Origin of the sequence: Rhodococcus sp. 06-418-5, assembly GCF_002258285.1 — a bacterium.
In the GTDB taxonomy this organism is placed as follows: domain Bacteria; phylum Actinomycetota; class Actinomycetes; order Mycobacteriales; family Mycobacteriaceae; genus Rhodococcoides.
Map to the genome: position 1 here is coordinate 89,041 of NZ_NOYE01000009.1, position 19,443 is coordinate 108,483.

Genomic DNA, 19,443 nt, shown 5'->3' on the forward strand with positions numbered 1-19,443 from the left:
GGCTCAATTTACTCGCTGGTGCACGTCGCGACACCCTGATCGAGCGGTGGGTGCCATGATCTACTGCATGGCAGGCAAGGGAGTGGCACCGAAGCGGACTGCGACGGCTCCGACGAGCAAGGGCGCAAAGCGAGCGGCGCATCGTCCGTCGCGGCGTGAGGTCGTCGTCGACGCCGCGATGCATCTGTACTCGGTCCGGTCCATCGAGGACGTCACGGTTGCAGATATCGCCGCGGAAGCCCAGATGACCTCCGCCGCCGTCTACTACCACTACCCGTCCAAAGACGAGGTTCTGCTCGGCGGGCTGCGGCTCTATGCGGACGGTTTGCTCGATGAACTTCGCACCCAGGTCGAGAGCGACCCGGACGCCTCTCTGGGCGACATCATCGTTGGATTGCTGGAGTGGACGGATCGGCATCGGGCCGCGTCGCTCGTGTACTTCGTGCGATCGCCGGGATGGAGCCTGTCGATCGAGTCGCTCCGCAGGGAAGTGCGTTTGACGATGCTCAACATCTTCACCGCCGAGTTGCGTAGCCGCAGCGGAGTCACGACGCGAGCGAAACAGGCTGCCGCCGCGACTGCACTGTCGAGTCTGCTCGAGGTCTCGGTGTCGTCCTGGCTGACCGAGGACACGGTTCTTGCCAACCTCGGACGACGGAGATTTTCCGACGAGGTTCGCGAACTGGCCGCCGACATCGCCAGTTTGTGAGGACTGCTGGAGCCGAACACAACTAAGTGCTCGTCCGCGGGCCGTTGACCCGGAACTTTGCGGAAGTATCTTTAGACCGACGACAGTTTATGGTTGACTTGCACCATGCTCAGTCAGTCGCGTGCCCGATCCATCGATCTCGACAACCCGTTCGCACCTTTGACGGGATTGTGCGAACTGGTCCTGGTCCGGCACGGCGAGCAGGTGCTGAGCAAAGAACTCAGTGCCGGTGAGACGGTAGATCCGCCGCTGTCCGACCTCGGGGAACGCCAGGTACAGGCTGTGGCGCAGAGGCTGGCCACGGCTCGCGTCGATGCCGTCTACAGCTCTCCGCTTCGGAGAGCGCTACGTACCGGAACCGAGATCGCCGATCGACACGGACTCGTCCCCGTGGTGCGGGACGACCTCACCGAGTACGAGCCCTGGCAGAAGTTTCCTGCCGACCGCAGTCCCTTCGACGCCCTGCCACACGACGAGATCGCCACGATCTTTCGTGAGCACATCAGGACGCGTCGGTACGACGCGTTCCCTTACGCCGAGGACGGGGCGGCGTTCCGCGGCCGTGTGCTCGGGCAGATTTCCACGATCGTCGACTCCCATCGCGGTGAGCGGGTGGTGGTGACCTGCCACGGCGGCGTCATCAACGCAGTGCTCGCCGACGCTCTGGGCAGCGGTCTGGACATGCCTGTTCGAGTCCACCACACCTCGATCAGCGTGGTCCGAGGTGCCGACACGCGCCGAGCGGTCCAGTCGGTCAACGATTTCTCTCATGTACTCGACTTCCAGACTTCCGTCGGAGCCATGAATCTCTAAGTCCTGCAGTTGAACACCGATCAAGGAGTCATCACATGGATCTCGACCTCAAAGGCAAGCGCGCCATCGTCAGCGGTGCCAGTCGCGGCATCGGCCTAGCGATAGCCCGCACGTTGCTCGCCGAAGGCGCATCGGTCGGTGTGTGCGCACGCGGCGAAGAACACCTGAACGAGGTGTCCGCCGAATTGTCCGAGCTCGGAACGGTTTTCCACAAAGCAGTCGACGTCGGTGACGCCGACGCCGTGAAGTCGTTCGTCGACGACGCCGCCGAGGCGCTCGGTGGTATCGACATCGTCGTGGTCAACGCCTCCGCCGCCACCGGCAAAGGCCCGCAGGCGTGGATCGACAGTTTCAACGTCGACCTCATGAGCCTGGTCAACTTCATCGAATCGGCCGCGCCCCATCTCGAAGCGAGTGCCTCGGCGTCGGTGGTCACCATCAGTACCACATCGGCGCTCGAGGCCGGTCCGATCAGCACCGCCAACAGCTACGGTGCGCTGAAAGCTGCCGTACTGCAGCACTCCTCGGCGCAGGCGCGGGCACTCGGTCCGAAGGGTATTCGCGTGAACGCCGTGTCGCCGGGCCCCATCTTTTTCGAGGGTGGCGCCTGGGAGACCATCCAGACGAGTCGTCCTGCTCTCTACGAGGCTGCGCTCGGATCGGCGTCGCTGGGCAAACTGGGTGCAGCACAGGACGTTGCGAACGCCGTGACCTTTCTGTCGTCACCCGCCGCAGGACACGTCACCGGAATCAACATGGTGGTCGACGGCGGCTTCACCAACCGCTTCGACTTCTGAGTCCCGACATGTCGTCTGATGTGACCGGCACAGCCGACCTGGTGATCCTCGGCGGCGGGTCCGGCGGGTACGCCTGCGCGTTGCGGGCTGCCCAGCTGGGCATGTCGGTGATCTTGATCGAGGCGGACAAACTCGGTGGTACCTGCCTGCACAACGGATGCATTCCGACCAAGGCACTGCTGCATGCGGCCGAGGTCGCCGATTCCGTCCGCGAGGCTTCGACTTTCGGAATCAAGGCGACCCTCGACGGTGTCGACATGAGTGCGGTGAACAGTTACAAGGACGACGTGATCGCCGGCCTGTACCGCGGGTTGCAGGGCCTCGTTGCCTCCCGTGCGATCGAGCTCGTCGCCGGGCGAGGTCGCCTCGTCGGTGACCGCACCGTTGCGGTCGAACTCGCAGACGGTGGTGTCGCCACCTACCGCGGCGAGGCGCTGATCCTGGCGACCGGCTCGCAGTCGAAGTCGTTGCCGGGCCTGGACATCGGTGGTTCGATCGTTACCAGTGACCTCGCACTGGAACTCGACACCGTCCCGGACAGCGTCGTCGTCCTCGGCGGCGGAGTGATCGGGTGCGAGTTCGCCAGCGTCTGGTCGTCGCTCGGCGGACATGTGACGATCGTCGAGGCGGCACCCACGTTGCTGCCGACCGAAGACCCGTGGGTGTCGAAACAGATCGAGCGAGCGTTCCGCAAACGCGGGATGGTGCTGAAGACGAAGACGTCGTTCACCGCCGTCTCCGCTCGAACAGGCGGAGGAGTGCACGTCGAGCTCGCCGACGGATCCACCGTCGACGCCGACCTCATGCTCGTGGCCGTCGGCCGCGGTCCACGCACCGCGGACATGGGCTTCGCCGAAGCGGGCGTCGATCTCGATCGCGGCTTCGTGGTGACCGACGAGTGGCTGCAGACATCCGTGCCGGGCGTGTTCGCCGTCGGCGACATCGTGGCGGGGCCACAGCTGGCCCACCGCGGCTTCGCGCAGGGGATCATGGTGGCCGAGCAACTGGCCGGTCTGGATTGCACGCCCGTCGCGGACAGGGGAATCCCGCGAGTCACCTACTCCAACCCCGAGGTCGCGTCGGTCGGCTTGACCGAAAGCGAAGCGGCAGCGAAGTACGGCGATGTCGAGACCGTCGTCTACGACCTCGGTGGCAACGGCAAGAGCCGCATACTCCGCACGGCAGGCGGGGTGAAGCTGGTCCAGGCCGGCCCGGACGGACCGGTGGTGGGCATCCACCTCGTCGGCGCGCGCGTCGGAGAGCTCATCGGGGAAGCGCAGCTCATCTACAACTGGGAGGCGACAGCGGGGGACGTCGCCCAACACGTGCACGCGCACCCTACTCAAGCAGAGGCACTGGGCGAGGCGCACTTGGCCCTGGCAGGTAAAGCGCTGCACGCGCACGGCTGATCACCGAAAGAGGACACGATGGCGGGACCTGCAGGCCGGCTCGACGCGGTCGTGGTGTGCGGTGGGCAGTGGCACGACTTCGATTATGCGAGGCTGCAACTGCTGTCGTCGCTGAGTGAGTACGAGCTGGTCCGGACAAGGGTGTTCGAGGACTACGACTGTCTCGATGCTCTGGCTTCGGCCGATCTGCTGGTCACCTACACGTGTAATCGGGTCCCGACCGACGTGCAGCAGAAAGCGTTGGAGGCATTCGTTTCTCGCGGTGGTCGCTGGCTGGCATTGCACGGCACCAACTCCGCGATCGACCGGACGCCGAACGGATCGCCGAGCAAGTACGTGACACCGCGGACCCTGGGTGACCTGGCCGGTGTGCTGGGGAGCCAATTCCTGGGGCACCCGCCGATCGCTCCGTACACGGTGGAGTTCACCGAACCCGAGCACCCGTTCGTCGCCGGGATCGGCCCGTTCGAGGTCACCGACGAGCTCTACGTCTGTGAGCTTCATCCACCGATTCGCGTGCTCGCTCACACTCGCTTCGTCGGTGAGTCCACGGGATTCGCCGAGGGGCACACCACTGAGGACGAGCCCAGGCCGGTCCTGTACCTGAAGGACCACGGCGACGGGACGGTCTGTTACTTCACGTTGGGACATTGCCGGGGTCGGGTCGACGTCCAGGACCTCGGAATCGACGATCTGGGCCGGGTCGACCGAGGGAGTTGGACAGTCCCGGAGTTCCGAACGGTCCTCCAGCGCTGTGTGTCGTGGGCCGTCACCGGAGAGCTGACGGCCCACCACTGAGCTGGGTCAGATGATGTCCACCGTGTCGAGAACCCTTTCGGCGTAGGCCGAGTCGCCGACGATCGTCACGTGCTTGCGCCACGGGCTGCGGGTGGTGCCCCACAGGACGAAATCGGTAGCGGCCGAGGTGATCACGGTGTCGGCGGCCGCCGCCCCGGGTTCGACGGTCAGCAGCTTCGAACCCGGCCGCAGGGTCCACTCGCCACCGCCGGGACCGGTGAGTCGCACCCCCAGCGGGCGGTCGAGTACCCCACTCACCGGAGTGCACATCTGCGGCAACCCGGTCCACATCCACTCGACGGCGGTGCGCACCAGATCGTCTTCAGGGTCGGGCACCTCCCGGGTGACCGGTCCGTCGGATCCGAGCAGATCGACATACATGTGGCACCACATGTCGAAGGCGAACGCATCCGAAAGCTGATGCGTGCGATAGGTTCCCAGATCGGTCAGTGTCATCGGGGCCGACGCCGTCTCGGTCTGCTGCATGGCTTCGAGGACCGCCATCGCGCCGTCGACGTTGTCCAGGAACTCGTCGGCAACCTGCGAATTGGACCACTCCCGGCGTGCGTCGACCAACTGGTTCTGCAATTCTTCGGCGGTGCTGGGCGTAGGCGCGGCCGGATCGGAAGGCGGCGGATCCACCATGACCGCGAAATTCGAACCGGTATGCGCCACCAGATCTTTCACCGACCAGCCTGCGCAACGGCTGGGAGCCGACCACTCGTCGACGGTGAGACTGCGGACCACGGACCCGTATCGGTCGGCAAGCTCGCGACTCGCCGACAAGCCTGCCCGGCTCATGACCTGCTCACCGTACCGGTGTCGATGAAGTATTCGGAAGCGGTGACGTCCATCGAAGTTCTCTCCTTGGAGTGTTCGGTCGGGGAAACTGCGGTCAGTAGTTCGCAGTGCCGCCGTCGACGCTGAGGATCGCGCCCGTGATGCCGGCTCCGGCGTCGGAGGCGAGGAGCATCGCCATCGCGGCAACCTCCTCGATCGTGTTGGGACGCTTGAGCGCCGACTCCTCGGCGAACAGCGCGACCATCTCCTCGAAGGACATTCCCATGGCCTTGGCCGTGGCAGGGCCGTTGTCCTTGATGATGTCGGTGATCACCAGACCGGGGCAGATGGAGTTGACAGTGATGCCTTCGGTACCGACCTCACGGGCGATGGACTTCGTCATGCCGTTGATGGCGTGCTTCGCGGCCACGTAGGCGGTGAACACAGGTTTGCCGTGCTTGCCTTCCACCGACGAAATGTTGATGATGCGGCCGGACTTGTTGGGCAGCATATGTTGAAGGGCTCGGCGGGTGGCCCAGAAGTTCGAGTTCAGATTCCAGTTCATCACCAGAGTCCACTCCTCGTCGCTGAGGCCGGCCGTGGGTTGGAGGTCCTTGGCCCCGCCGGCATTGTTCACGAGAACGTCGATCCGCCCGAACGTGGCGACCGTCTGCTCGATGAAGTCCTCCACATCGGACTGCACGGTGACGTCTCCGGGGAAGAAGGCAGCGCGATCACCGACCCCGAACTGTGCGAGAGCTTTTTCGCCCTTGTCTCTCGAGCGTCCGTTGAGAGACACCTTCGCCCCTTCGGCCAGCGCCGCTTCAGCGATACCGCGACCGATTCCCTGCGTTCCGCCCGTGACGGCAACAACCTTGTCTTGCAGCTTCATTGATTTTCTCCCATACCGATTCGCTCAGGACCAGAGACAAGTAACTTGTCATCGACTACAGTCTGGCATGTAGAGTGGCTCACGTCACAGTAATTCTGCAGACGGATACAAAAAACTACCTACGAGGTGCAGTCGCCGATGTCAGAGACGAGAAGTGAAATGTCCGACCAGCGTTGGTTGGTCGACACCGACCCGAGCCCCCGTCTGCCCGTGTACACGCGTCTGAACGCGAGCGATGTGCTGTCGGACCCGATCACGCCACTCGGTGCGGATCTGGGTTGGATCCAGAACATCCTGCCCGGGTGGAACTTCGGGTACGCCAGCCTCGGTAGCTATTCGCTCGCGGAAAGACCCGATGTGGCGGCCTCGTCCGGCATCTTCTACGGGCACCTCTACATCAACCTGTCGATGTCTCGCCTGGTCGGCATCCGTGGCGGTCTACCGGTGGAACTCGTCGATCAGCTCTTCTACGGCGGAGACCCGAACATCCCGGCGTATGTCGGCCATCCCGACGACGAGAACGCCGAGGCAGGCAGCCGCCTGGAGGCCCGTAACGCGTGGGCGCTGTCGACCGAGACATTCCCGGAACTGGAAGAGGACCGAATTCTCGCCGACCGCTTGCGGGCCGAACGTCCCGACCTGTCCGCACTGACACCGGCAGCGCTCGTCGCGCGAGCCCGGTCGGTGATGCCGCTCGAGCGCGTCGCGTGGCGCGGGGAAGTGATCGCCACCAACTGTGCCGCGGTGGGTCCCGCCGTTCTGGGCCAGCTGCTGGGCGCAGAGAACCAAGACCTCGTCGTCACCCTGGTCGGTGCAGCCGGTGACGTGGACTCGGCCATGCCGTCGTACGCGTTGTGGGAACTCGGCCGCCTGGTGCGGGCCGACGACAAACTGATGGCGGCATTCGATTCCGGGGTTGCCGGTGTCGGTGATCGCATTGTCGGAATCGACCCGAAGTTCGACGCCACCCTCGACCGGTTCCTTCTCGATTACGGATACCGAGGGCCCAACGAGTGGGATCTCGGGTCCGTGTCGTGGGAGACCCGGCCCGAGCTGGTTCTCGGCCTCATCGACCGGCTGCGGCTCCAGGACGACTCGGCCGCGCCGGACGTACGTCTGTCCGACCAGGCGTCGGGCGGAGCCGACGCATGGGCCCGAGCGCGGGAGATCGTCGGTGACGACGAGGCGGGGCAGGCGACGCTCGCGGCGGCGTTGGCGTCGGCCCGCAGATTCGCTGCATGGCGTGAACGCGCCAAGACCAACTGCATCAAGGTCCTGCACGAGGCCCGCGTGCCGCTCGTGGAACTCGGTCGCCGATTGCACGCCGACGGTCACCTCGACTCGGCCGACCACGTCTTCATGGCGGTCGACGACGAACTCGACGCGCTGGCGAGTGCCCCTGAATCGATGAGAACCACTCTGGCGCAACGACACAGCGGCTGGCGGGAGCTGTTCGGACTGGAGCTGCCCACCTTCCTCGACACCCGTGAACCGATCCCCGCCCTGTCGACACTGGGCCGCACGGGTCAGTCGGCCGCCGCCCCCGTGAAAGTCGGCGATGTCCTGCAGGGCTCCGGAGCCTCGCCTGGAATCACGCAGGGGCGTACACGCGTGATCACGTCGATGGCAGAACTGGACACGTTCGAGGTCGGCGATATTCTCGTTGCACCGCAAACCGATCCGTCGTGGACCCCGTTGTTCATGGTCTCCGGCGGTGCCATCACCGACGTCGGTGCCATGGGCTCGCACGCGATGATCGTGAGCCGTGAACTCGGTATCGCGTGCGCGGCCGGCGTTCAGGCCGCGACGCGTCGCATACCCAACGGGACCCTCGTCGAGATCGACGGATCCAAGGGCACGGTCACGATCCTGGAACTGCCGTGACGACCGGGGTCGGCACCAGCACGCGGGCCGTTTTCCTGTCGGAGCGTCCGGGTGGTGACCCCGGGCCGCAGAATTTCGAGATCCGTGACCTCCCTCTCGCCGAACGCACCGCCGACCAGGTAGTCGTGCGCAACCTGTTCATGAGTGTCGACCCATCGATGCGGGGACGGTTGGCGACGTCGGAGATGCACTACACCACCAACTTTCAGGTGGGCGCGCCGCTCGACGGGTCCGCACTCGGTGTGGTCGTCGACGGTACCGACGACGTGCCCGCAGGTTCCTACGTGCGGCATCGCCTGGGCTGGCGCGAGCACGCGGTGGTCGACATCGCTGCGGCCACGGTGATCGAGCCGCGGGGGATCGACCTGCACCACTGGCTCGGAGTGCTCGGCCAGACGGGCTTCACCGCCTACGTCGGACTGGTGCGCGCGGGTGGATTTCGGACCGGTGACACCGTGTTCGTCTCCGCAGCAGCCGGGGCGGTCGGTAGTGCTGCGGGCCAGTTCGCGAAACTGCTCGGTGCGTCGAGGGTCCTCGGTAGCGCCGGTGGGCCGGACAAGGCGGCGCTGCTCACGGAACGATTCGGTTTCGACGAAGGCATCGACTACCGCGAGCGGCCGATCGGTGACGCGCTGCGCACAGTCGCACCGGACGGCATCGACCTCTACTTCGACAATGTCGGTGGCGACCACCTGGTTGCTGCACTGGGGTCCATGAATCAGCGTGGTCGGGTGGCGCTGTGCGGCATGATATCCAACGGGGGTCCGGACAGCCCGCCCATGGATCACCTGATGAACGCCATTCTGAAACGGATCACGTTGCAGGGCTTCATCGTCCGCGATCACGAGGATCTGCGGCCCGAGTTCGAGGATCAGGTCGCGGACTGGCTGGCATCCGGGAAGTTGATCGCCGAGTCCACCATCCACGATGGGCTGGACAACGCGGTCGACGCGTTCCTGTCCATGCTCGGCGGCGGGAACGTCGGCAAGATGCTGGTCCGATTGTCCTGACGGCTCAGCGGAGATGCCCCGTATCGTTGACCGATTCGATGACGAAGCGCTCCGAGCGCAGCACCGCGATGCGGCTCATCGACGTGTATCCGGGGTTGAAGAAGAACGGTGACGGTGCCTGCAGGATGTCGGACAACAGCGTGTTGATGGCGCCGCCGTGCGACGCCACCACAGTCAGCTGACCCGGTGCCCGTCGCGTGGCGTCGAGGACCGCAGCGCGCATTCGTTGCGCGACTTCGGCTTTGTCGTACTTCGGAACGAAGTCCTCGAACCGCCCCTCGGCGAATGCTCGACCCTGAGGTGTGTCGGCGATGGCCTCCGGGGTGGCGTAGCTGGTGCGGTCGCTGTCCCATTCCCGGAACCGCTCGTCGATGATGACGTCGAGTCCGTGTGGTCTTGCCGCCAGTAGCGCGGTCTGATGGGCGCGCTTGTAGTGACTCGACACCACCTGCGCCACCGGTTCGCGGCGCAGCCACGCACCGAGGCGTTGGGCCTGGCCGTGACCGGCGTCCCCGAGTCCGGGATCGGCCGCGCCCTCCTCGCCAGGCAGACCGTGCCGCACCAGAATCACCCGGCTCGCCGTGGCGAGAGTGTCCTGCGTCATGCGGACACCGTGCCGCGCAGATGTGCGGTGTCGTTGAGGGAAGCGACCACGATCACGCCGGAGTCCAACTTCTGTACGCGTGCGATCGAGGTGTAGGCGGGGTTGTGCCAGAACGTCTTCGGCATCTCGAGGATGTCGGCGACGACTGCATTGATGATGCCGCCGTGCGCCACGGCCACCACGCGCCCGCAGGGATACCGGTCGAAGACCTGATCCAGAGCCGACCGAGCGCGGGCGCGAAATTTCGGCAGATCGAGGGCAGGAACGTACTCCTCGAACCGGCCGTCGGCCACCGCGCGCAGTCGAGCATCGTCGGGTGCCATGTCCTCGACGGCCATGTAGTCCGCGGGGCTGATGTCGTCGTCCCACTCGCGCAGGTCCTCGATCACCAGATCGAGCTCCCGATCCATCCCTGCCGCAAGCTCTTCCGCCGTCTGCCGGGCCCGAACCAGGGGACTGGCAACAATCGCATCGATGTTCTCGTGCCGCAGCCACGTCGCCAGCTTGCGGGCATCCGCGACGCCTTCGGGGGCCAACCCGGGATTGCGCACTCGGGAGACCGGTTGGCCGTGCCGGACCAGTAGAACCTCGATCATCGATTGCCTTTCGGTGGTGTGGGAGCTAGCCGGCGATGGTGCGTTCGGTACTCCAATACGGAGCGCGCATGGCTTTCTTGTCGAGCTTGCCCATGGCGTTGCGGCTCAGTTCATCGACCACGACGTAGTTCTTCGGGCATTTGTAGGAGGCCATCGAGTCCTTCGCGAAGCGGGCGAGTTCGTCCACGTCCAGCGAGGTGTCGGGCCGCGCCACCACCAGGGCCAGCAGGGCTTCGCCGAGGTCGTCGTCCGGCACGCCGATCACCGCGACTTCCGCGACGGTCGGGTACGTCGACAGAACGCGCTCGCTCTCTGCGGGATACAGGTTCACACCGCCGGAAACCACCATGTCGGCCACTCGATCGGTGATGAACACGTACCCGTCGTCGTCCACGTAGCCGACGTCGCCCAGGGTTGCGACTCCTGGCAGAATGTAAGCCGCAGCGGTCTTTTCGGGATCGGCGTGGAAGACGACGCTGCGCTCGGGCGGCGTTCGGAAGCCGAGCACACCCACCTCACCGCGGCCGAGTTCGCCGCCGTCGGATCCGACGACCACGGCTTCGAACGGGGGGACCGCTCGGCCGACCGACCGGGGGTGCCCGAGCCACTCCGTCGAGTCGATCTTGCACACCGACCCGATTTCGCTGCCGCCGTACGACTCGACGAGTACCGGACCGAACCAGTCGATCATCGACCGCTTTACGTCCTGGGGACACGCGGAGCCGGTATGCGCGACGTATTGCAGAGACGAGACGTCGTGGCGCGAGCGGACGCCATCGTCGAGTCCCAGCAGACGCTGGAAGTGCGTGGGAACCATCAGTGTCGACGTGACCTGGTGACTGTCGATCAGCTCCAACGTGCGTTCGGCGTCGAAGCGGCCCATCACCACCACCGGCTGACCGGAGAGCAGATGGCGTATCGCGGTCAGTGGACCGTTGTGTTGCAGCGGTCCGACGACGAGATGGACGCCGGCGGGATATCCCGACCGCGCGGACACCGCGTCGACGAAGTCCGCGGCGGTCTCGGCGGGAGCGGGCAACCAACGCACTTGCGTGCCGCGAGCGCGGCCGGTGGTGCCGGAGGTGTACACGAGCGGTGGTCGAGCCGGGCGTTCGAGTGGAAGTGCCGACGCGGACACGTCCTCTCGCGACACGACGAACTCGGACCAGTCGACGCCGCCGAAGGCGTCGGCGTTGTGGATGATCACCGCCCGAAGGCCGACCTCGAGGCCCGCTGCGAGGGATGACATCAGGCCGAGTGGCCCCGTCACCACCGCCACGGACCCGGAGTCCACCAGCTGATCGGCCATTTCGTCGGGCTTGAGCTGCCGGGAGACGGCTACCGTGCCGACACCGCGCCGGATCCCGGCTACATGCGCCAGGAGAGTCTCTACGGCGTTCTCCCCGATCACCGCGACGCGTTCGTCGGAGTTCGGGGCGATGCCGATCAGTCCCTCGCCCAGGGCATCGAGGGTGGTGGCGACGTCCATCCAGGTCATCGCTCTACGGTCGTCCACCAGAGCCAGGCCGTGCGGGTCGGCCGTCGCTCGGTCCCTGATGAGGTCGAGCATGGCTCACTCCTTCAACGGTTCGGTCCTCGGATGTGCAATAGTAACTTTATAGTGATTCTACTTACATTCGGCTACTGTTGCGGCCATACTGTAGAAGACGTAAACAAAGTCCCCGCCGGAATGCTCGTTGCATCGTTCGGACCAGAGAAGAGGTGTACGTGGTGACTTCGACCGCGACCGACCCAACCCGTGAGGCCGTCGAGCCCATCGGATCCAACGATCCGACACCGAGCCGGGAGATCCTGCTGGATCTGCACCGGCGCATGGTTCGGATCAGGCAATTCGAGACCGAGGCCGGCCGGCTGATGGAAGGCGGCAAGCTGCCAGGTTTCCTGCACCTGTACGTCGGCCAAGAGGCCGTCGCAGCCGGTGCGATGAGCAATTTGCGAGACACCGATCAGATCTCCTCGACACACCGCGGACACGGTCACGCTGTCGCGAAGGGTGCCCAGTTCCGCGAGATGTTCGCCGAATTGTTCGGCCGCGTCGGCGGGTACTGCAAGGGTCGCGGAGGCTCGATGCACATCAACGATCTGTCCATCGGCATGCTCGGCGCGAACGGCATCGTCGGCGGCGGTATTCCGATCGCCGTCGGGGCAGCGTTCGCCGCCAAGTACCGCGGCGAGGACTCCGTCGCCATCCCGTTCTTCGGTGACGGGGCAAGCAACATCGGCGCGTTCCACGAGGCCGCGAACATGGCCGGCATCCTCGAACTCCCGGTTGTATTCGTCTGCGAGAACAACGGATACGCGGAATTCACCGCACTGCGGGATCACATGAAGCTCGAGAACGTCGCCGATCGCGCACCGGCCTACGGATTTCCCAGTGAGATCTGCGACGGCATGGATGCGATCGCGGTGCGTGCAGCCGTCGGGCGTGCGGTCGAACGGGCCCGCAACGGCGGTGGACCCACTCTGGTCGAGGCCAAGACCTACCGCTACTACGACCACCAGGGTGTGAAGGGACTCCGCAAGACCTACCGCACTCAGGAAGAGGTCGAGGCGTGGAAGGAGCGCGATGCCATCAAGCTCCTCGAAGCACGGGCCGTGTCCGAAGGTCTGGTGACGGAATCCGAGTTCGCCACCGTCTGGGCCGAAGTGGACGCGGACATCGCAGAATCCGTGAGCTTCGCCGAGGCCAGTCCCTTCCCGGACGTGGCCGACTTCGCCCTCAACGTCTACAGCGACTGAAGAATCGAAAAGGCTGGAACGATGTCTACTGCAACAGAAACATCACCGAATTCGACAACACCGGCCGAGGCCGCGTCGGCACGCATCACAACCTACGTCAAGGCGTACAACGAGGCCGTCGCGCAGACCATGCGTGAGGACGAGAACGTCTTCGTAATCGGCGAGGATGTGGCCGGATACGGCGGCGTCTTCCACATGTACGACGGACTTCTCGACGAGTTCGGGCCACGGCGCATGGTCGATACGCCGATCGCCGAGATGGGTCTCATCGGGCTCGGTGTCGGTGCCGCCGCGCGCGGGCTGCGTCCCGTCGTCGACATCATGTTCATGGACTTCCTGGCCGTCGCCCTCGACCAAGTGGTGAACCAGGCCGCCAAAATGAAGTTCATGTACGGCGGCGAGGTCAAGGTACCGATGGTCATCGCGGTCGCCTACGGCGCGGGCGTGAGCGCGGGTGCACAACATTCGCAGTCGCTCGAAGCCTGGCTGGCTCACACGCCGGGACTGAAGGTACTGATGCCGTCCAACGCGTACGACGCCAAGGGCCTGATGGTCTCGGCCGTACGCGACGACAATCCTGTCGTGTTCATGCTGAACAAGGTGCTCCTCGGAGCGCGTGCCGAGGTGCCGGAGGAGATCTACTCGATCCCCATCGGTCAGGCCGCGATTCCGCGTCAGGGTGACGACGTCACCATCGTCGCCTTCGGCCGTATGGTCACCGAAGCCCTGAAGGCCGCTGACATTCTCGCCGAATCCGGAGTCTCGGTCGAGGTCGTGGACCCGCGGTCGGTGCAGCCACTCGACACGGCCACGATTGTGAAGTCGGCGTCGAAGACCAACCGCATTCTGGTGGTGCACGAGGCCGTCACGTTCGGTGGCATCGGGGCCGAAGTAGCTGCGCAGATCCAGGAAGAAGCGTTCGACTACCTCGACGCACCGGTCCTGCGCATCGGCGCACCCTTCACCCCCGTGCCGTTCAGCACCCCGCTCGAGAAGGCCTACGTGCCGGACGCCGACCGGATCGTCTCCGGAGCCCGCCGCCTGCTCGAAAGGAATTGAGAAGTGGCACAGCAGATCGTGCTTCCGAAGCTGGGTCTCACGATGCAGGAAGGCGTCATCGGGGAGTGGGTGGCCGAGGCGGGCCAGCGCATCGGCCTCGGCGACGTGCTCCTGCGACTGGAGACCGACAAGGTCGATGTCGACGTGGAAGCCGAAGCCGAAGGCATCCTCGCCACTTCCGCGAAGGCCGGCGACGTCCTACCGGTCGGCGCGGTGATCGGCTGGCTTCTCGGTGACGGAGAGCAGGCACCGAACGGTGTCGCCGCGCCCGCAACCACCGACGCCGTCGTCGACGACACCGCATCGGCAGTGGCTTCCGCAGCACCGGTTTCGGCCGACGGCACTCGACTCAAAGCGTCGCCGAATGCCCGTCGCGTCGCAGCGGCGTCGAACGTCGACCTCGCTGCCGTTCGGGGCACCGGTCCCGGCGGGCGCATCGTCTCCGAAGACGTCGAGGAGTTCCTCGTCGCTTCTCCGACACCCGGTTCTCCGGCACCCATGACTGTGGCGTCCGAGCCCACGATCATCGCCGAGGCCACTGTCTCCGAATCCACCGCCTCCGAGCCGAACTCTGCGGCCGGACAGTTCGTCGGCCCGTTGATCCGGCGCCGGGCGGCCGAGCTCGGCGTGGACCTGACTCGGCTCGTCGGCACTGGAATCGGTGGCCGCGTCACCAAAGCCGATGTGGAGAACGCAGCTGCGCCACAGTCTGTTTCGAATACGTCTGCGACGAATCATGCCCGTGTCTCCGGTCCGCAGCCCGGTGACGTCATCCCGCTCTCGGGTATGCGCGGCGCGATCGCCCGCAACATGGTCGACAGCCTCCACACGATGGCGCAGCTCACCCATGGCTACGAGGTGGACGTCACTGCGCTCGTCGCCGTTCGCGAACAACTCAAGACCGAGAGCGTGCAAGCCAATTCGAAGCCGCCGAGCCTGAACGACTTCGTCGTCAAAGCCGCTGCCCTTGCGTTGCAACAGCATCCGGCGCTGAATGCCGGGATCGCCGACGACAAGGTGACACTGTTCGAGGAGATCAACATCGGAATCGCGGTCGCCGTCGATGGCGGACTCGTGGTTCCCGTTGTGCGCAATGCCGACGCTGTGTCACTCGCCGCGATCGCCCGCCGCACCCGCGCGGTGGCCACTGCTGCTCGGACGGGCAAACTGGGGCTGACGGATATGGAGGGTGCGACGTTCTCGGTCAGCACACTCGGTGCCTACGGCGTCGACTTCTTCACCCCGGTCGTCAATCCGGGCAATGTGGCCATTCTCGGCGTCGGCAGGGTCAAGGACGGATTCCGTTGGGAGGGTGAGACTCCGGTGCGGACGCAGGTCATGACCCTGAGCCTGACCTTCGACCATCGGGCGGTTGACGGTGCTCCCGCGGCGGAGTACCTGCGCACTCTCGGCACGATTCTCGCCCGGCCTCTGGCCTTGCTGGCCGGATAGCGCGCATGCTCGTGGTCGACGAGGGGCTCTTCGCGCAACTGGATCCGCCGGTGCTGGCCGGAAGCGAGTGCGGCGACTGTGAAGTCGTGGCGTTTCCGCCAGTAGCGCGGTGCCCGGGGTGCGCTGGGTCGGCGGTAGTGCGGCGCGCGTTGCCGACACGCGGGTCGGTCTGGACCTGGACCACTCAGTCGTTCGCGCCCAAGCCGCCGTTCGAGGTGCCCGCGTCGGGATTCGAGCAGTTCGTGGTCGGCTACGTCGACCTTGGCAGCGTGCTGGCGGAATCTCGTATCGTCGGCGTCGTCGCTATAGGTGACGAAGTCGAACTTCGATTGCTTCCGGTCAACGAGACCGAGGTCACGTTCGCCTTCGAGAAGGTCGAGCGATGAGCGACGACGTCTACGTCGTCGGAGCCGGCATGCATGCGTTCGGTCGGCACGACGGGGTCTCCGGCCTGGACATGGGTGAGTACGCTCTGCGCGGTGCCTTGGCCGACGCCGGAGTCGCGTGGTCCGACGTCGACGCCGCTGTCGGGGGTAGCAATGTTTCCGGAAAGCCCGACTCGCTCGTCTCGCGGCTCGGCCTGACCGGCATTCCGTTCATCACGGTCAAGAACGGTTGCGCCACAGGTGGAGTAGCTTTGTCCACGGCCACCGACATGCTCACCGCACGCCGAGCCGACGTGGTGGCAGTGGTCGGTTTCGACAAACACCCGCGCGGTGCATTCGCGTCCGACCCGGCCGCTTACGGTCTGGACCCCTGGTACGCCCGGACCGGCATGATGGTCACCACCCAGTACTTCGCGATGAAGACCCGCCGGTACTTCCACGAGCACGGGCTGGACGAGTCCGCGTTGGCGGCGGTGTCCGAGCGCGCCTTCGCAAACGGGGCCGCGCATCCTATGGCGTGGCGGCGAAAAGAATTCACCGCCGAGCAGGTCCGTGCGTCCGTCATGGTCAACGACCCGCTCACCCAGTACATGTTCTGTTCGCCGGGTGAGGGCGGCGTCGCACTCGTTCTCGCGCGCGGAGACCGAGCGCACGACCTGTGCGAGCGACCGATTCGGCTTGCTGCGGTGGAGGTGCGTACTCGGCGGTCCGGATCGTTCGAGGTGTTCTCGCCATGGCTCGCTCCTCGTCCGATACGCAGTCCGAGCATCGATGCGGCCGCGGCGGCGTTCGCCGCCGCCGGCCTCGGACCCGGCGACGTCCACGTGGCGCAGTTGCAGGACACGGACTCCGGCTCCGAGATCATCCATATGGCGGAGACAGGTCTCTGCGCGCACGGCGAGCAGGCGAAGTTGCTCGACTCCGGTGCCACACACCACGACGGCTCCATGCCGATCAATACCGACGGCGGGTGTTTGGCGGGCGGCGAGCCGATAGGTGCGTCGGGGTTGCGGCAGGTACACGAGGTCGTCCGGCAATTGCAGGGCCGGGCCTTGGGAAATCAGGTGCCGAGCCGGCCGACAATCGGCTTCACCCACGTTTACGGTGCACCCGGGTTGTCGGCGTGCACCGTATTGACCGCAGAATGACGAGAGGGGCACCATGACAACGGGTCTCGGTACCATCCCCGAACTGGCCGAATTCCAGGCGGACGTACGCTCGTGGCTGGGGTCCATCCTGCCGCCTCGGCCGGCACCGTCACCGCAGGACCGGCCCGACCTCGCCGTCTTCCGCAACCTGTCGGACGAGGACGAAACATCGTTGCTCGACGCCGCACGGCATTACCGCAGACAACGGTTCGACGCCGGCTACGGGGCGGTGACCCTGTCCGTTGAGCACGGCGGTCGCGGATTGCCCGCGTCCTACGCCTCGGCCATCGCGCAGGCCGAGCGTGAGTTCGACGTCCCGCCGTCCACCGAACTCATCAGCGTCACAACCGGTCTCGTCGGGCCCGCGGTGGTGATGTTCGGATCCGAGGATCAGCGGCGCACCTACGCAAACTCGTTGCTTCGCACCGACGTTCTCGCGTGCCAGTTGTTCAGCGAGCCCGGGGCTGGATCGGACCTGGCGGCTCTGGGGTGCCGCGGCGTCCGCCGCGGTGACGACTGGGTGTTCGACGGGCAGAAGGTGTGGTCGTCCGGAGCTCGCTTCGCCGATCTCGGGATGCTGTTGGCCCGCACCGACCCGGATGCACCGAAACACAAGGGCATCACCGCTTTTCTGATTCCCCTGGATCTCGCGGGAGTCGACATTCGGCCGATTCGGCAGATGAGCGGAGGATCATCGTTCAACGAGGTGTTCCTACACGAGGTCCGGGTGCCGGACAGCATGCGCCTCGGCGAGGTTGGTCAAGGGTGGAAGGTCGCCAATGCCACGCTGGCGTTCGAGCGCACCGCGTCCGGATCGGTGACTCGCAAGAAGGGTGGCTCGGTAACCGAATTGATCTCGTTGGCGCAATCTCTCGGTGTCGCGAGCGATCCGTTGGTACGGCAGAACATCGCGGATGTGTACATCCGATCGGAACTGCGGGTGGCCACGGCCGATCGGGTTGCCCGCGCTGCTGCCGCGGGTGCATCTCCGGGGCCGGCAGCATCGGTCGGCAAACTGATGGCTTCGGACGTCCTGGGCAAGATCGGCGAGATCGCGGCGGATCTGCTGGGCACCGAGATCACCGCCGCGGTCGACGACGACCGCTTCGCCTGGACCGAACACCTACTGGGCAGCCCGGGCTACCGGCTCGCAGGTGGCACCGACCAGATTCAGCGCAACGTCATCGGCGAGCGGGTACTCGGGTTGCCGCCGGAGCCCCGGGAGAACCGCGACCAGCCGTGGTCCCAGCGCGACAAGCGCTGAACTTTCACCAGGCGAGAGAAAGGGCGAGCCGTTCCCTATGGAACGCGGCCCCGCCGAAGAGCTGAGCGTCGGCGCGGGCTCGCCGGAAATACAGATGACAGTGGTGTTCCCACGTGAAGCCGACACCTCCGTGCAATTGAACGGCTTCGGCGGTCACGGTCCGGTAGGCGTCCGAACACCACGCCTGCGCCACTGCGCTCGCCTCGGTGAGGTCGGTGGCCTCCACCGCGCGAACCACTGCCGATCGGCTGGACTCCACGAGAATCATCAGGTCGGCGAGCGTGTGCTTGACGGCCTGGAAGCTGCCGATGGCTCTCCCGAACTGGCGTCGTTCCTTCGCGTAAGCGACGGTATGGTCAAGGCTTACCTGTGCACCGCCGAGTTGTTCGGCGGCCAGCACGATGCAGACCACATCGAGAGCGGGACCGACTGCAGCCCAGGCGCTTCCACCAAACGTCAGGCGCCGGGCCGGCGTACCCGACAAGGTCAGCGCGGCCTGCGCCCGCGACAGGTCGAGGGTTCGCAGCGGTGTGACCGTAGGTTCGCTTGCGGCGGCGTCCACGACGAATACGTCGGGACCGTCCGGTGTGTGCGCGACGGCCACGAGCCACCGCGCGCCGGCGGCACCGAGGACAGCCGGTGCGTGGCCGGACAACGACCACCCGGTGCCCGTTTCGGTGGCGGTGAAGACTTCGTGTCCGGGTGACCACCATCCACGCCTGTCGAGTCCCGCGAACGCGGCCGGCCGTCCCTCGGCAATGTCCGCGATCACGTCGTCGGCGTCGGTGGCGTGGACGAGCACCTGTCCGGCGAAGATCGTCGACAGAAATGGGACCGGAAACAGGGCGGTGCCCAACTCTTCGGCGACCACCGTCAGTTCGGCCCGACCACCGAGACCGCCGCAGGATTCGGGCAGTCCCAAGCCGGCGACCCCGATCTGTCCTGCCATGACCGACCATGCGTCGGCATCCCAGCCCGGGCCTGCAGGATCGAGCGAGCGGCACAGGTCGGGTCCGCCGAGATCGGCCGTCGCAGCGCGCACAGCTGCCCGTAGGTCGTCGAGTTCCGTAGTCACGTCAGGT

General features: G+C 65.7%; 19 protein-coding genes. 13 read left to right on the forward strand and 6 right to left on the reverse strand.

The genetic code is table 11. From position 1 onward, the window contains the following. Positions 1-67 precede the first annotated feature (67 nt). The 5 genes from CH274_RS04310 to CH274_RS04330 all read left to right on the forward strand — a co-directional run bounded on the left by CH274_RS04310 (position 68) and on the right by CH274_RS04330 (position 4,526). Positions 68-709, forward strand: coding sequence for a TetR/AcrR family transcriptional regulator (locus CH274_RS04310; RefSeq protein WP_254924164.1), 642 nt, complete (start codon positions 68-70; stop codon positions 707-709). A gap of 105 nt (positions 710-814) precedes the next feature. After that, positions 815-1,522: a histidine phosphatase family protein gene (locus CH274_RS04315; RefSeq protein ID WP_094656863.1), complete on the forward strand. Its 708-nt coding sequence runs from the start codon at positions 815-817 to the stop codon at positions 1,520-1,522. A gap of 35 nt (positions 1,523-1,557) precedes the next feature. Continuing rightward, positions 1,558-2,319, forward strand: coding sequence for an SDR family NAD(P)-dependent oxidoreductase (locus CH274_RS04320; RefSeq protein ID WP_094656864.1), 762 nt, complete (start codon positions 1,558-1,560; stop codon positions 2,317-2,319). Positions 2,320-2,327: 8 nt separating this feature from the next. Continuing rightward, positions 2,328-3,728 (forward strand): dihydrolipoyl dehydrogenase, encoded by a 1,401-nt coding sequence (gene lpdA, locus CH274_RS04325; protein WP_179275640.1) that lies wholly within the window; start codon positions 2,328-2,330, stop codon positions 3,726-3,728. Positions 3,729-3,746: 18 nt separating this feature from the next. Next, positions 3,747-4,526: a ThuA domain-containing protein gene (locus CH274_RS04330; RefSeq protein ID WP_094656865.1), complete on the forward strand. Its 780-nt coding sequence runs from the start codon at positions 3,747-3,749 to the stop codon at positions 4,524-4,526. Positions 4,527-4,532: 6 nt separating this feature from the next. Here the strand turns inward: CH274_RS04330 and CH274_RS04335 are convergent, their stop codons facing one another. Both CH274_RS04335 and CH274_RS04340 read right to left on the reverse strand, forming a co-directional pair. Further along, a complete protein-coding gene (locus CH274_RS04335) occupies positions 4,533-5,327 on the reverse strand; it encodes a maleylpyruvate isomerase family mycothiol-dependent enzyme (RefSeq protein WP_094656866.1) in 795 nt (264 codons plus the stop codon). 94 nt (positions 5,328-5,421) lie between these two features. Continuing rightward, on the reverse strand, positions 5,422-6,198 hold the full coding sequence (locus CH274_RS04340) for an SDR family NAD(P)-dependent oxidoreductase (RefSeq protein ID WP_094630321.1): 777 nt from the start codon (positions 6,196-6,198) through the stop codon (positions 5,422-5,424). A gap of 159 nt (positions 6,199-6,357) precedes the next feature. Between CH274_RS04340 and CH274_RS04345 the strand changes: the two genes are divergently transcribed. Then, a complete protein-coding gene (locus tag CH274_RS04345; RefSeq protein WP_094656867.1) occupies positions 6,358-8,082 on the forward strand; it encodes a PEP-utilizing enzyme in 1,725 nt (574 codons plus the stop codon). Further along, positions 8,079-9,092, forward strand: a complete 1,014-nt coding sequence (locus tag CH274_RS04350) for an NADP-dependent oxidoreductase (RefSeq protein ID WP_094656868.1) — start codon at positions 8,079-8,081, stop codon at positions 9,090-9,092. Before CH274_RS04345 ends, CH274_RS04350 begins: the two co-directional genes overlap by 4 nt. Positions 9,093-9,096: 4 nt before the next feature. On the opposite strand, the gene CH274_RS04355 is transcribed toward CH274_RS04350, so the two are convergent. Genes CH274_RS04355 through CH274_RS04365 form a run of 3 tightly spaced genes read right to left on the reverse strand, consistent with a single transcriptional unit; the run spans position 9,097 to position 11,862 of the window. Continuing rightward, positions 9,097-9,696, reverse strand: a complete 600-nt coding sequence (locus CH274_RS04355) for a histidine phosphatase family protein (protein ID WP_094630324.1) — start codon at positions 9,694-9,696, stop codon at positions 9,097-9,099. Beyond that, complete coding sequence (locus tag CH274_RS04360) at positions 9,693-10,292, reverse strand: histidine phosphatase family protein (protein WP_094630325.1); 600 nt, start codon at positions 10,290-10,292, stop codon at positions 9,693-9,695. The genes CH274_RS04355 and CH274_RS04360 overlap by 4 nt, the downstream gene beginning before the upstream one ends. A 25-nt stretch (positions 10,293-10,317) precedes the next feature. Next, positions 10,318-11,862 carry an AMP-binding protein gene (locus CH274_RS04365; RefSeq protein ID WP_094656869.1) on the reverse strand — a complete coding sequence of 515 codons (1,545 nt, stop codon included), beginning with the start codon at positions 11,860-11,862 and terminating at the stop codon, positions 10,318-10,320. A 161-nt stretch (positions 11,863-12,023) separates the two neighbouring features. Here CH274_RS04365 and CH274_RS04370 point away from each other — a divergent pair, with 161 nt between their 5' ends. From CH274_RS04370 to CH274_RS04395, 6 genes are read left to right on the forward strand one after another with little or no spacing between them, the layout of a single operon-like run. Next, positions 12,024-13,052, forward strand: coding sequence for a thiamine pyrophosphate-dependent dehydrogenase E1 component subunit alpha (locus tag CH274_RS04370; protein WP_256993482.1), 1,029 nt, complete (start codon positions 12,024-12,026; stop codon positions 13,050-13,052). A 21-nt stretch (positions 13,053-13,073) separates the two neighbouring features. Then, positions 13,074-14,111: an alpha-ketoacid dehydrogenase subunit beta gene (locus CH274_RS04375; protein ID WP_218829196.1), complete on the forward strand. Its 1,038-nt coding sequence runs from the start codon at positions 13,074-13,076 to the stop codon at positions 14,109-14,111. 3 nt (positions 14,112-14,114) lie between these two features. Continuing rightward, positions 14,115-15,563, forward strand: coding sequence for a 2-oxo acid dehydrogenase subunit E2 (locus tag CH274_RS04380; protein WP_094656871.1), 1,449 nt, complete (start codon positions 14,115-14,117; stop codon positions 15,561-15,563). Between the two features lie 5 nt (positions 15,564-15,568). After that, the gene (locus CH274_RS04385; protein ID WP_094656872.1) at positions 15,569-15,949 is read left to right on the forward strand and encodes a Zn-ribbon domain-containing OB-fold protein; all 381 of its coding nucleotides are present in this window, start codon (positions 15,569-15,571) and stop codon (positions 15,947-15,949) included. Next, the gene (locus CH274_RS04390) at positions 15,946-17,097 is read left to right on the forward strand and encodes a thiolase family protein (protein WP_094656873.1); all 1,152 of its coding nucleotides are present in this window, start codon (positions 15,946-15,948) and stop codon (positions 17,095-17,097) included. Before CH274_RS04385 ends, CH274_RS04390 begins: the two co-directional genes overlap by 4 nt. Positions 17,098-17,110: 13 nt before the next feature. Then, a complete protein-coding gene (locus tag CH274_RS04395) occupies positions 17,111-18,361 on the forward strand; it encodes an acyl-CoA dehydrogenase family protein (RefSeq protein ID WP_094656874.1) in 1,251 nt (416 codons plus the stop codon). 4 nt (positions 18,362-18,365) lie between these two features. Here CH274_RS04395 and CH274_RS04400 read toward each other — a convergent pair whose 3' ends face one another. Beyond that, on the reverse strand, positions 18,366-19,436 hold the full coding sequence (locus CH274_RS04400) for an acyl-CoA dehydrogenase family protein (RefSeq protein ID WP_094656875.1): 1,071 nt from the start codon (positions 19,434-19,436) through the stop codon (positions 18,366-18,368). Between the last annotated feature and the right edge of the window lie 7 nt (positions 19,437-19,443).

What these genes read in the sequence shown, in the direction of transcription:
- CH274_RS04310 (WP_254924164.1), top strand. Translation starts at nt 68, where the DNA reads ATGGCAGGCAAGGGAGTGGCACCGAAGCGGACTGCGACGGCTCCGACG.
- CH274_RS04315 (WP_094656863.1), top strand. Translation starts at nt 815, where the DNA reads ATGCTCAGTCAGTCGCGTGCCCGATCCATCGATCTCGACAACCCGTTC.
- CH274_RS04320 (WP_094656864.1), top strand. Translation starts at nt 1,558, where the DNA reads ATGGATCTCGACCTCAAAGGCAAGCGCGCCATCGTCAGCGGTGCCAGT.
- lpdA (WP_179275640.1), top strand. Translation starts at nt 2,328, where the DNA reads ATGTCGTCTGATGTGACCGGCACAGCCGACCTGGTGATCCTCGGCGGC.
- CH274_RS04330 (WP_094656865.1), top strand. Translation starts at nt 3,747, where the DNA reads ATGGCGGGACCTGCAGGCCGGCTCGACGCGGTCGTGGTGTGCGGTGGG.
- CH274_RS04335 (WP_094656866.1), bottom strand. Translation starts at nt 5,327, where the DNA reads ATGAGCCGGGCAGGCTTGTCGGCGAGTCGCGAGCTTGCCGACCGATAC.
- CH274_RS04340 (WP_094630321.1), bottom strand. Translation starts at nt 6,198, where the DNA reads ATGAAGCTGCAAGACAAGGTTGTTGCCGTCACGGGCGGAACGCAGGGA.
- CH274_RS04345 (WP_094656867.1), top strand. Translation starts at nt 6,358, where the DNA reads ATGTCCGACCAGCGTTGGTTGGTCGACACCGACCCGAGCCCCCGTCTG.
- CH274_RS04355 (WP_094630324.1), bottom strand. Translation starts at nt 9,696, where the DNA reads ATGACGCAGGACACTCTCGCCACGGCGAGCCGGGTGATTCTGGTGCGG.
- CH274_RS04360 (WP_094630325.1), bottom strand. Translation starts at nt 10,292, where the DNA reads ATGATCGAGGTTCTACTGGTCCGGCACGGCCAACCGGTCTCCCGAGTG.
- CH274_RS04365 (WP_094656869.1), bottom strand. Translation starts at nt 11,862, where the DNA reads ATGCTCGACCTCATCAGGGACCGAGCGACGGCCGACCCGCACGGCCTG.
- CH274_RS04375 (WP_218829196.1), top strand. Translation starts at nt 13,074, where the DNA reads ATGTCTACTGCAACAGAAACATCACCGAATTCGACAACACCGGCCGAG.
- CH274_RS04385 (WP_094656872.1), top strand. Translation starts at nt 15,569, where the DNA reads ATGCTCGTGGTCGACGAGGGGCTCTTCGCGCAACTGGATCCGCCGGTG.
- CH274_RS04390 (WP_094656873.1), top strand. Translation starts at nt 15,946, where the DNA reads ATGAGCGACGACGTCTACGTCGTCGGAGCCGGCATGCATGCGTTCGGT.
- CH274_RS04395 (WP_094656874.1), top strand. Translation starts at nt 17,111, where the DNA reads ATGACAACGGGTCTCGGTACCATCCCCGAACTGGCCGAATTCCAGGCG.